Source organism: Euzebya tangerina, assembly GCF_003074135.1.
Classification (GTDB): Bacteria; Actinomycetota; Nitriliruptoria; order Euzebyales; family Euzebyaceae; genus Euzebya; species Euzebya tangerina.
On record NZ_PPDK01000005.1, the window covers coordinates 20,687 to 33,034 of the forward strand.

A 12,348-nucleotide genomic window follows, 5' to 3' on the forward strand; every position below is an offset into this window, starting at 1 on the left:
CTAGTCGATGACCTCGCCGTCCAGGTAGCTGTTGTTCGACCAGACGTTGCCGGGGCAGTCGTCGCACCAGTTGGTGACCGGGCCGAACGAGTGGTTCCTGGTGAAGCGGTTGTCGGTGAAGCGGATGTTGTTGAGTGAGTCGCCGGCGGCCTTGTTGTCCCCTCCGTTGAAGCTGTAGCCACCGCCATCGAACACCACCTCGGACACATCGACGTAGGAGATGGTTGCGTCGGAGTAGAGGGCGAGTGCACTCGAGGTCGACCCTTCGAGGAAGCTCCGCGAGATGGCGTAGTCGGTGCCGCCCCGGGTGGACATCGCCGTGTTGTGGCTTCCGGCGTAGGTCTGGATGTCCTGGACGGAGGTGTAGGTGATGCGAGCCCCGCCGTTGAGCCTGATGCCTCCGGAGTGGCCTCGGATGTTCACTCGGTCAGCGGTCAGCTGGTTGCCAGGCCACGTGAGAATCGCCGTCTCGCACTTGGGGTCTGACCCACCAGCACAGCCGAAGCCCTCGATCGACACGTTCTCGACGGTCAGTGAGTTGACGAGTTCGCGGTCTGCGGCCGCGACGTAGATCGCGTACCAGTCACCGGATCCGGTGATCTTGGTGTTGCGGATCGTCACGTCGTCGTGCATCACGCGGATGTTGCCGCGCACGAGCATGCCGTCGATCACCTGGCCGTCACGGCTGGTCGTCATCGTCGACGTGAGCGTGAGGTCGGCTTCGGTCAGCCCGGCGTGGGCGATACCCGTGTTCTGGCCGAACCACGCCCGGATCACGTCCAGATCGCCTGACTGGTAGGCCTCCTCCCAGGTCGCGTCCAGCGGCGGCGGAGGGGCCGGGTCGCCTCCGGGCGGGGGCTCGGTCGCGGGCGGGGGCTCCGTCGGCGCGGCGGTCTGGGGGGGTGTCGACTCACCGCTGTCGGCCGCGACGAGCGACGCGTTGTCGACCAGGTGCACGTCGCCATATGACGCCCCCTGGATGAAGACACGCAGACCGACGTGGGTCGTGTCCGAGGGCGCCACCCCCGAGCAGGTGTGGGTGGTCCACCCCGTGTCCGCCTGCTGGGTCAGTGGGCCGGAGTCGTTCGTCGCCAGGATGGAGCCATCGGCTGCATACCACCGCAACTCACACCGAACGGTTGTGGCGGTGCCGAGCGGTGTCGTCTGCACGGAGCCGCTGTACTCGACCCCTGCGGTGGCGGAGGGACTACCCGACCCGGCAGCCGTTCCGACTCGTGCGGTGCCCGACGCGTCGGGGAAGGGACCGTCCGCTGAGACGTCCACGCGAAGCACGCGGTCGCCCACGACCGCTGGACCGTCGCTGGTTCGTATCTCGGTGTTGCCCTGCGGTATCCAGCCGCTGGTACCGGCTCCGTCGAACCGGTGCTGCTCCTGACTGAGCAGGTTGTCGTCCGCCGTGACCAGTGCCTGACGGACGAAGTGCGTGGTCTGATCGGCTTCCGGGAGCGGTTGCCGCGCCGGTGCGGGCCGACTGAACACGACCGCGGCCGCGACGAGCAGGACGACCATTATCCCGTAGAGCGCCCAGCGCTCACTCGCCCCCTGCTTGTCAGCCGCCGTGGCTGACGCTGGAACGCGTGTCACGGGATTCGATCCTGACACGTCGTGCTCGTCAGTCATGTTGTCCCTTCGGGCGGTATGGGACGACCGGTCTCCGCCGCCGAAGCTGCTTGCGGCGCACCCGTGAGATCGTGCCGACGGTCGATCGAAGCTTCCCGCGGACGTCCAGCGCCCCCCACCAGGCGGCCACCGTCGGCATCCCCTCGAACCGTGGTGCTGGGAGGCCGAGCAGCCGGAGGGAGGTGATGCGGCCGCCAACCGATCCTCGGACCCGCTCCAATCCCGGCTGGGAGGCAGGGAGCAGTTGCGGATCCACCACTTCGGCGACGATCGCGCCGGACGCCACCGCTGCGTGCATGATCCTGCGACCACGTTCGGTCCTGACCACGATCAGGCTGCGGCCGGGCTCGCCCTCCTCGATCTCGCGGTACCACGGGTCGCCGACGGCGATGTCTGCAATCTCGCCCGTGTGGTCCGCGCAGACGTAGCAGCGCCACTGCCGGTGGCGCTGGAGGATGGCACCCCACGACTCCTCGTAGGAGAGCGCCGGAGGTGACTCCGACGGTTTCGACGTGGTGGCGATTGCCTGGCCGGGCCAGCCATCCCCGCGATACCGGACACCGGTCAGGTCCGCGGGATCAACGCCCATGACCTCGAGCATCTCGAGCGTTCCGCGCGTCGTCGGGGTGCCAGCGCAGAAGATGCCGATCGTCAGGCCCAGGTTCCGGTCGAGCGCGGGATCGCGTCGCCGCGCCTTCGCCGTGGCTGCCACGTCGCACGGCTTGCCGATGAAGACACACGGAGCGGGCGCGCTGACGACCTTGTCGAGTCCGTCGCAGGGGCTTGCCGGCGCGTAGCGCGACCCGGTGGCAGCGGCCACCTCCTCCGGCGTGGTGCTCAACACGGTCTCGTTCAGGTACGGCACGTCGGCTCGACCGCGGATGTGCAGCGCCCCGTGCATGCCCTCGTGCTCGAGACAGTGGATCGCCAGGGCAGTGGCCGCTCCGCCGCTGGAGCCGGCAACGCGCACATCGTGGTCACCTGCCCACCCCTCCCAGACCTCGAGGACCGGGCCCCAGGTATTGCGAAGCGCCGGAATCAAGCCATCCGTGGGCCCGTCCTCGTGCGCAACCCCGATCCCCGGACAGACCGCCAGGGCGGCTTCCGTCGGCGCCTCGACGCCATCGACCATCTTCACGAGTGGCCGGCGGCCCTGGTCCAGGTCGTCAACCATCTGGACCACGTCAGGTTGGGCGAAGGCGCACGCACCACAGCCGGCGCACAGCTGTCGTTCGGCGACGTCGGTGATGCTGGCGATCAACCGAGCGGCCACGGCTAGTCGACCTCCGAGGACGTCAGAGCGAGGAGGATGATGATCATCGGTGCGCCTCTCCGGCCAGTGATGTTGACCGCGTTGACATCATCGACTGAGATCCTGTGGTCTTGAGGCCTCGCGCCACGAGTTCGCGCAGTTCCGGGAGGAGGAGGCCACCCAACACCACGGCAACAACGCCGGCCGTGAGACCCACCAGTGGCAGCTGTGCCAGCGCAGGGAGGCCGAGCGCGACCCTGTCGACACCGGCGCCGATCAGCCCGGCGGCGACGCCGACCACAGCGGGCCGGACCAGCGGCCGGACCTGGTCGGCAAGGCGTCGGATTCCTCCGAACCGTCGGAGGATGAAGACGTGGAGCGCGCAGATGATGAGGCCGTAGACCAGCGCCCGCGCCGCGGCCATCCCGACCGCCTGCTGCGACGGGTCCAGTGCCCCGAGCGTCAGGCCTGCGGCGACGAAGCTGCCGGCGCTCACCAGCGCAGCCACGATCGAGAGTCCCGCCTGGACGAAGGGTCTGCCGACCGCCTGCAGGAGCGGCCCGTCGAGGAGGATCACCACCCGGATCGCGCCGACGACACAGAGCACCTGCGCCACGCGAGCAGCGCTCTCCCAGTCTCCACCGAGCAGTTGGGTCAGCGGGTCGGCAACGGCGACGAGGATCCCCAACAGCGGCAGCCCGGCCACGCCGGCCAGGCGCATGAGTCGGATGAGACGTCGCGTGAGCTCAACGGGATCACGCTGGTGCGGAGACAGCTCCGGAAGCGCCAGCGAGCGGATCGGCCCAACGGCACCAGCGATCACGGTCTCGACCAGTCGGGCTCCCAACCGATAGATGCCGACGACCGTCGGCCCGAAGAAGAGACCGATGAGGAGGGCATCCGCTCGGTTGTTGACGAAGACCGCGATGCTGGTCAGGAAGGCCCCCGATGAGAAGCCGAGCAGATCTCTCGCAGCCCCCCGGGAGAAGCGGAGTGTCGGCCGCCAGGAGCTGACGGACCACAGCACCACCATGGAGGTCGCCCCCACGACGAGTTGCTGGGCGACCAGTGCGTAGACCCCCCAGCCGTTGAGGGCACCGACGAGGCCGACCGCCGCCCCGGCGATCTGGGCGCCGAGCGTGCGGTGGGCCAGCGTCTTGAACGCCATCTGCCGGCGCAGCAGGGCTTCCTGCACGACGGAGAGGCCCTTGATCACCACCAGCGGCGACAGGGCGATGATGACCCCGCGCAGTTGCGGCGTGCTGTTCGCATCGGCCCACCACCCGGCTCCGGCGACGCCGATGCCGGTGACCACGAGGCTCGTGCCCATGACCAGCCAGAATCCGGAGTCCCGATGGGCGTCCGTCAGGTCATCACGCTGGATGAGCGCGGACACCATCCCCTGGCGTTGGAGCAGGTCGATGAACGTCACGTACACGCTGGCCATGGCCGCGACCCCGAATGCCTCGGGCCCGAGCAGCGCGGCCAGCACGAACATGACCACCACGGTGAGAAGCTGCTGCCCACCGTCCATGACGTACGTCCACACGGTCATGAGGATGAAGCCACGCCGTGTGGCGGTGACGCGACCCCGAGCCGCGTCGCGCTCGTCTGCCGTCACAGCCCCTTCTCCGCGGTCGCGGATGGATCAGTCATCGTGGCCGACCGGCGAGGCTCGGCGTGGACCGCGACGAGTCGTCTCGGTCCCATCCGGCGCTGCGGCCCGTGAGTTGCCGCAGCCGTGTCACCAATCGGGCATGGGCATTCACCAGGACGTACACCGGCACGGCCGGCAACAGCGAGAGGTCGTTGCGCACGACCGTCAGCCACTGACGGCCTCGACGCGTCGAGCGATCCCGACCCTCGGGACCTGCCTGGTCCAACTCCCGGTTGCCCGCGACCGTCCGTGGCTTGCGGCGGAGCAGTCCCCGGAGATTGCCCGATGCAGCCACCGTTGATTGCGCTCCGTCGACGACGACCCGGCGATGGCTCGGGACCAGATCACGGACGAAGTGATCGTCGCCCGTGATGTCAGGGAACCGCGTGAACGACGCTCGCGCAGTTCGTGACAGCGCATAGACCCCCCTGCCGACTGTGTCATCGCGGACGGATGGAAGCTGGGACCAGATCCTCATGTACAGCCGGACGGATCGCGTGGCTCCACGGGTGTCGATCAGCAACCGGGGTGAGGCCACGTCGACGTCTCCGCTCGCCAGTGCGTGTGCGATCGCGTCGATCGATCCCGGTGACAGCACGACGTCGGAGTCGATGTAGAGCCGGGGAAAGGCGGTGACCATCCCGTCGCCGTGGTTGAGCGCCGCGATCTTCGAGGGCTCCTCGAGCTCGGCGACCATGACGCGATCGCCGAACGTGGTCCGGGCGACGTGGGCCGTGTCGTCCGTGCAGCCATTGCAGACCACCACGATCTGGTCCGTGACGTGCAGCTGCGACACGATCGATCGCAGCGTGTCCTCGATGCCGCGCTCCTCGTTGTGAGCGGGCACGATGACGGCCACGGGATCACGATGGCCGCCACTCGCGGAATCCGACTGGACGCTTGACACCTGTTCTCGCTTCTGCTGACGTGGGGTGCTCGGGTGGACCCACACGGTCCGCGTGTGGTGTCAACGCGTCGCAAAAGCGCAACGCGTCACCGGTGGGCCGCAAGTTGACGAAGCGTTGACGGCACCATGCCTCCATGGAGCGTGGCAACGTCTGTCAATGCAACTCACGGCGACCAAGGAATCCTCTCCGTGCACCTCTCCACCCGCAGTCGGCGACTTGCGCCTGCGCATCGAATCCTCGTCCTGCTCATGGGCCTCGCGCTCGTGCTCGCCACACTGCCCGCGGCGATGGCGCAGACGACGACGTTCACCTCCGATGACTTCCACGATGGCATCGACAGCAACCGGTGGCGGACAGCGGACCTGATCGGAGACGGATCGGTCCAAGCGGTCGGCACCGGGACCAGTTCAGCGCAGGCGGCACTGTCGGTTCCGGCCGGTGTGTCACACGATCCATGGGACGTCAACCGGGCCGTGCGGCTGCTCCAGGACGTCGCCGACACGGACCTCACGGTGGACGTGGGCTTCGACTCGATCCCCTCCGAGCAGTTCCAGATGCAGGGTTTGATGCTCGAACAGGACGCGGACAACTGGCTCCGGATCGAGGTCTACTCCGACGGGTCGACCCTGAACCTTCTCGCTGTCGCGACGATCGCTGGACAGAGCTCGGTCGAGATGACCTCAGCCATCGCCGCCGAGCAGACGGTCGCCTTGCGCGTCGAACGCGACGGCGACGTCTGGGCGCTGTGGTGGGCGGGCGACGGCAATGCGTTCCAGGAGATCGGCACCTTCACCGCTGCGCTGACCCTCGCCGAGGCAGGACCGTACGTGGCCAACCACGGGCCGTCGCCGGCCTACACGGCGTTGGTGGACTACGTGTTCGACACGGCGAACCCGATCGATCCCGAGGATACGCCGGTACCCGCTGCAGGCGTCATCGTGCCGGACGACTTCTCCGACGGCCTGGATCCGGTCTGGACGGTGGTCGACCCACTCGGTGACGGCAACGTCGCCACGAACGGTCAGGGCAGCGCCGATGCCACGCTTGATCTGTCGGTGCCGGCGGGTGTGTCGCACGATCCGTGGGACACCAACCTTGGGCTTCGGGTGACCCAGCCAGTGGACGACGTGGACGTCGACATCGAGGTGAAGTTCGAGTCGGTGCCGTCTTCCAGGTACCAGATCCAGGGGCTGCTCTTCGAGCAGGACGAGCAGAACTGGCTGCGCTTCGATGTGTACTCGAGCGGTTCGAAGCTCTGGGCGTTCGCTGCAGAGACAATCGCCGGGGACTCCGATCAGCGCATTCGGCGGAGGGTCGCCCTCGACGGCCCCATGTGGCTCCGCGTGTCGCGACTCGGGAACGTCTTCACGCTGTCCTACAGCGACGATGGGGTCGAGTTCTTCGAGGCCGGCAGCTTCGCCAGCGACCTGTCGATCACGGCGATGGGGCCGGTGGTCGGCAATCACACACCGTCGCCCGCCTTCACATCCTCGGTGGACTACGTCGCGCTGAGTGCCGATCCGATCGATCCAGAAGACCCCATAGCCGTCGACCCCACCCCGACCCCGACGCCCACACCCACTCCGACACCCACCCCGACACCCACGCCAACCCCAACTCCGACACCCACGCCAACCCCAACTCCGACACCCACGCCAACCCCAACTCCGACACCCACGCCCACCCCCACTCCGACACCCACCCCCACGCCGACACCCACCCCCACGCCGACACCCACCCCCACGTCGACACCCACCCCCACGCCGACACCGACACCCACGCCGACTCCGACACCCGCGTCGTTCCTGGTCCGCGACGACTTCTCCGATGGCGTTGATCCGGTGTGGACCGTCGTGGATCACGTCGGCGATGGCATAGCAGCCGAAGCCGGGCAGGGCACGGCCGATGCAAGCCTCGATCTGACCGTCCCGGCGGGTGTGTCCCATGACCCCTGGCAGGTCAACCGGTCACTGCGGCTCGTCCAACCAGTTGCCGACACCGACTTCGACGTGGAGGTCAAGTTCGACTCCATTCCAACTGAGCGCTATCAGGCCCAGGGCTTGCTGGTGGAGCAGGATGCGGACAACTGGTTGCGCTTCGACGTGTACTCCAGCGGGTCGGCCGAACGGATCTTCGCTGCTGCCACCACCGATGGGCAGAGCAGGGTGAAGATCTCGGCCGCGATCGACCTCGACGGCCCCATCTGGCTGCGGGTCGCCCGGGCAGGGGATGATTACACGCTCTCCTACAGCCACGACGGCGTCGACTTCTCGATTGCGGGGACGTTTGCAGCCGACTTGGACGTCTCGTGGATCGGCCCGTTCGCCTCGAACCACGACCCGGCGCCGGAGTTCACGGCAGTCGTCGACTACGTGACCGACACGCTTCGCCCCTTCGACCCCGAGGACCCCATCGATCCGGGTGCAACACCGACACCGACGCCCACACCCACACCGACACCGACACCGACACCAACATCCACCCCGACACCGACCCCGACGCCCACGCCCACGGAACCGTGGACCCCGACGTCTGACGGTTCTTGGTGGAGCACCGAACACGACTATCGGATCCCGCTCTCGGTGACCGTGCAGTCGCCGGGCGTCGACGATCTCGTCACCGAGGTCGCGGTCGACCTGGATGCCGCACTCCAGGCCGCAGGTGCCGACCCCATCGATGTCGACCTGTCGTCGCTCCGCGTGGTCGAGGTCGACTCGAACGACCTCGTCATCGACGACGACGTGGCCTTCCAGTTCGATGCATTGACCCAGCCCACGGCCGGAGAGTTGGTGCTGCGCGTGACCGGCGCGACCCCGCAGGACACGACCCGCGACTACCACCTCTACGTCAGCAGTGGACCCTCCCAGATCCCGGCTGCCGACATACCCGTGATGGTGACGACGTCGACCGCGACGGATGAGGGTCAGTCAAGTGCCGAGATCTCGACCCCCAACGGAGCGTGGTCCTACCAGCTGGATGCCGGTGCTTTCTCAAGCCTCGTCGACGCCGACCAGAGCGACTGGATCAACTACAGCACCGCTCCTGGAGCGGCCGGGGCGTACCGCGGCATCCCGAACCTGGTCTTCCCGGAGCAGCACTTCCACCCGGGCGCCACGAGCGCCACGACCACCATCGAGGCGTCCGGCCCCATCCGCACGACCTTGCTGTCCACGACCGCCGATGGCTGGCAGGCCCGGTGGGACCTGACACCAACACACGCGACCATGACGGTGCTGTCGGCACCGGATGACTACTGGTTCCTCTACGAGGGGACCCCCGGCGGCGAGTTGGACCTGACGGAGGACACCGTGACCAGGGCGGGCGGCGTCACCACTGACGCGGGAACCGCCTGGACGGAGGACTTGCCGGACCAGGAGTGGGTCGTCGTCACCGACGGGCCCACAGATCGCTCGCTCTTCGTCGTCTCGCACGAGGGCGACGCCGCCATTGACTCCTATCGGGACATGAACGGCCAGATGACGGTGCTCGGCCTCGGGCGGGATGGGCTGTCCACAGGCCTGGAGGGCGCGCCCCGGTCCTTCTCCGTCGGACTGGCCGACGCCGACCCGGCCACACGCATCTCAACGGCCGTGGCGGTGGTCAGCTCAACGGCGGGGGCCGCGGTCCCCCAGAACCCGGATCCGTCGGACACCGAACCTCCCTCGATCTCAGACCTGACCGCCATCGTTCAGGGCAGCGAGGCCGTGGTCACCTGGACCACCGACGAACCCGCCACCTCCGCCGTCTCCTACGGCGAGACGACTGCCTACGAACTGGGGACAGTGTCGAGCTCCGCCTTGGTGACCACGCACGACGTCCGAATAGACGGGCTGTCGCCGGGGACGACGTATCACCTGCAGGCGGCGTCGTCGGACGCCGCGGGCAACTCGACCACGTCGGCCGACCAGACGGTTGCGGTCCCTGCCGGCACCGGCGGCCCCACCATCGACGTCTGGTACGGCGACACACAACAGATCGGTGCCCAGGGCACCCCGCAGCCGATATTCAATCTTCTCGGCAACGTCGACGACCCCGATGGCGTCTCTGCGCTCTCCTATCAGGTCAACGGCGGCGCCTCGCGTCAGCTGAGCGTGGGACCGAACCTCCGGAGACTGCAGTTCGCCGGCGACTTCAACGCCGACATCCCACTGGACCAATTGGACGTCGGAGCCAATGATGTCGCCCTCACGGCCACCGACGGCCTCGGCAACACCTCGACGCACACGGTCGTCGTGACCCGGTCGAACGGAAGCGGCCCAGGCGTGCCGCAGGTGATCGACTGGTCCGAGCCTTCGGCCGCAGATCTTCACCAGCCGGTTGATGGCCTGTGGTCCGTCGGCGACGTCCTCCGGACCGTCGAGGTGGGCTATGACCGGATCATCGCGGTCGGAGATGACTCGTGGACCGACGTCGATGTCACGGTTCCCTTCACCGTCCATGCGATGGGTCCGGACAGCGGAACGCCGCAGAGCGGGGCTCCGCTCGTCGGTCTTGGCTTGCGCTGGCAGGGACATACGGCGATCAATAGCCAGCAGCCGAGCTACGGCTACTACCCGATCGGCGCCTACGGCTGGTACCGCTGGCAGAACGGCGGACGTCTGGAGTTGAGCGGAACCGACTTCACTCCACTCGACCGGCAGGGGAACGTGCCACTGGTCCTCGGGACCGAGTACGTCATGCGCGCCTCCGCCGAGACGCTCACCTCCGGCACGCGGTATCGGTACAAGATGTGGCCTGCCGGCACGGCCGAGCCTGACTGGCAGATGGAGATCAACACAGCGACCGGGCTGCAGTCGGGCGGCGTCGTACTCATCGCCCACCACGTCGATGTGTCCTTCGGCGACGTCCAGGTCACCACTCCCTGATCCTGCGGCGCCACGAAACGACCCGGCCCACCTCGCGGCGGGCCGGGTCGTCGGTAGACTGGGTCAGTTTGTGCGCAACTGAGCGCGGTGGGTGATCAGCGCTCGCAACTCCCGCTTCTTCCGACCGCCGAACACGCGGAGTCTCCTGCTGTAGTGCGCGGCAAGCGCCGCAGCTGTGACCTGACCCTTCTGGGCCACCGCCAGCTCGCTCCGAGTTATCGCCTTCAGCAGTCCCCACACCATCTGTTCCCAGATGGGAAGCACCAGTGCCGCGCGAACCGCATCCGGGTTGTACCAAGCGGTGCGGTCGCGGGTCGACGTGTTGGCCGTGTTCGAGCGCTGCGCGTGCTTCCGGAGTCGGAAGAGCGGTTCCTCCACCTCCCGGATCTTGCCCATCATGGCCATCTCGGCCATCAGCACGTAATCAGCGCCGCAGAAGCTTCCGATGAGTCCGGACTGGCGAAGAGCGTCCGTTCGATAGACACCGAATACCGGATCACACATGCTGAGCGACCGCAAGAGCTTCTGGATCCGCTTGGCCGGCCGCGGATCGTCAGAGGCGATCCGGTCCAGCGGGGACCGGACGCTCAGACCCCGATCATCGATCAGTTCGCCGAGTGGATAGACCATCACGACATCGTCGTCTGATTCCTGGAACGCCTGCAGGCAAGCCTCCAGCATCCTCGGGTGACACTCGTCGTCGTGAGCCGCCCACTTGAAGAATTCGCCCCGGGCCAGTTCGAAAGCTCGGTTGTAGTTCCTGGAAGCGCCGATGTTGCGTTCGTTTCGGTGATAGGACACGCGGTCATCGCGCCTGGCCAGCGACCGGCAGATCTCTTCCGTGCGATCCGTAGACGCGTTGTCGACGATGATCAATTCGAAATCGGTGAAGGTCTGCTCCAGCAACGACATGGCGGAGCTCTCGAGGTAGTTCTCGCCGTTGTACACGGGCAGGCCGATGCTGAGGACGGGCGGCATGATCAGTCCACAAGCCCTGCACACTGGAGGTAGTCGGGGGATGCGAACAGGAACCCCTGATCCAGCAGGTCCTCCGCGGCGTCGAACTCGCGGGCCGTGTCCGTCCGTATCCGGTGATCCGGCTTGGACTCGATCAGCTTCATGAGGTCCTCGTATCCCTGTCGGGTTGCGGGGAATGCCTCGTGATTGAGCACCGATGTCTCGTAGCAGTTGCTGACGAGTTTGTAGTGGAGGATGGCTGCTGAGACGTCAGCGACGGATGCCCTGTTGACGAAGTGCACCTGACTGAAGAGCTCCAGGTCCCGGTCCGTTCGGAACAGCGAGTGCTTGGTCAACAGGCAGTCGAGACCGAAGAGTTCACCACGGATCCCACCGAAGAAGAGTTCTGATTCCGGGTTGCCCAACTGATTCCTGGCGGCAAAGCGCTCAGCGAGGGTGCTCGCGCGATACGGCTCGGATCGGGCAGCGGACAGATCGTAGTAGCGATACCTGGTCTGGAAGTCATCGTTCGACGAGGACGCCGCAAGGCTCGCGATCCGCTCGTCGGAGAACATGTCGACCATCTGGGTGAGTACTGCCGTGAAGTCGCGCTCGTCCAGATAGCGGAGGAACTCGTCCAGCTTCAAGCGATTGCTGTGCGGATACTCGAAGAACTCGTCGATATCAACATCGAGGCACCACCCGCCGTGCACTGCCCGCTGCGCGATCGCACGCTTGAGAGCGCCCTGATAGCTCCCGACTGGCAGGAGGCAGCGGTAGACGGAGACGTCCTCGAAGCCGCGTGCGATGTCGACCGTTGCATCATCCGAGCCGTTGTCGAGCAGGAATATGTGTCGGAATCCAGCACTGAGATAGTGCTCGATGAACGCCTGCGCGTAGTAGTCACCGTTCTTGACCAGACACGTGACCGCCGCCTGCCCTGCTTCGAGTTCCACGTCCGGCGCCCCATGGAGAAGCTCGAACGCCTGCCGGACCCGTGTGGTGCTGATCCGTTGCCGGACGGTCCGTGGCATCAGCTGCCGGGCCTTGGACCGAACGCTCACCCGA

Annotated in this window: 7 protein-coding genes; 1 reads left to right on the forward strand and 6 read right to left on the reverse strand. The window is 66.9% G+C overall.

Going from position 1 to position 12,348, the window contains the following annotated elements:
* From C1746_RS21365 to C1746_RS21380, 4 genes are read right to left on the reverse strand one after another with little or no spacing between them, the layout of a single operon-like run.
* Nucleotides 1–1,605, reverse strand: a complete 1,605-nt coding sequence (locus C1746_RS21365; RefSeq protein ID WP_162868073.1) for a right-handed parallel beta-helix repeat-containing protein — start codon at nt 1,603–1,605, stop codon at nt 1–3.
* 28 nt (nt 1,606–1,633) lie between these two features.
* On the reverse strand, nt 1,634–2,914 hold the full coding sequence (locus C1746_RS21370; RefSeq protein WP_205712045.1) for a Coenzyme F420 hydrogenase/dehydrogenase, beta subunit C-terminal domain: 1,281 nt from the start codon (nt 2,912–2,914) through the stop codon (nt 1,634–1,636).
* Nucleotides 2,915–2,957: 43 nt separating this feature from the next.
* Nucleotides 2,958–4,514 (reverse strand): lipopolysaccharide biosynthesis protein, encoded by a 1,557-nt coding sequence (locus tag C1746_RS21375; RefSeq protein ID WP_116716823.1) that lies wholly within the window; start codon nt 4,512–4,514, stop codon nt 2,958–2,960.
* A 31-nt stretch (nt 4,515–4,545) separates the two neighbouring features.
* Nucleotides 4,546–5,409 carry a glycosyltransferase gene (locus tag C1746_RS21380; RefSeq protein WP_162868074.1) on the reverse strand — a complete coding sequence of 288 codons (864 nt, stop codon included), beginning with the start codon at nt 5,407–5,409 and terminating at the stop codon, nt 4,546–4,548.
* Nucleotides 5,410–5,646: 237 nt separating this feature from the next.
* Between C1746_RS21380 and C1746_RS21385 the strand changes: the two genes are divergently transcribed.
* Nucleotides 5,647–10,323, forward strand: coding sequence for a DUF1349 domain-containing protein (locus tag C1746_RS21385; protein ID WP_162868075.1), 4,677 nt, complete (start codon nt 5,647–5,649; stop codon nt 10,321–10,323).
* Between the two features lie 63 nt (nt 10,324–10,386).
* On the opposite strand, the gene C1746_RS21390 is transcribed toward C1746_RS21385, so the two are convergent.
* Nucleotides 10,387–11,301 (reverse strand): glycosyltransferase family 2 protein, encoded by a 915-nt coding sequence (locus tag C1746_RS21390; protein ID WP_116716826.1) that lies wholly within the window; start codon nt 11,299–11,301, stop codon nt 10,387–10,389.
* 2 nt (nt 11,302–11,303) lie between these two features.
* Nucleotides 11,304–12,344, reverse strand: coding sequence for a glycosyltransferase family 2 protein (locus C1746_RS21395; protein WP_116716827.1), 1,041 nt, complete (start codon nt 12,342–12,344; stop codon nt 11,304–11,306).
* Nucleotides 12,345–12,348: the final 4 nt, after the last annotated feature.

Coding starts and splice junctions, on each gene's coding strand:
- C1746_RS21390 (WP_116716826.1), bottom strand. CDS start 11,301: ATGCCGCCCGTCCTCAGCATCGGCCTGCCCGTGTACAACGGCGAGAAC.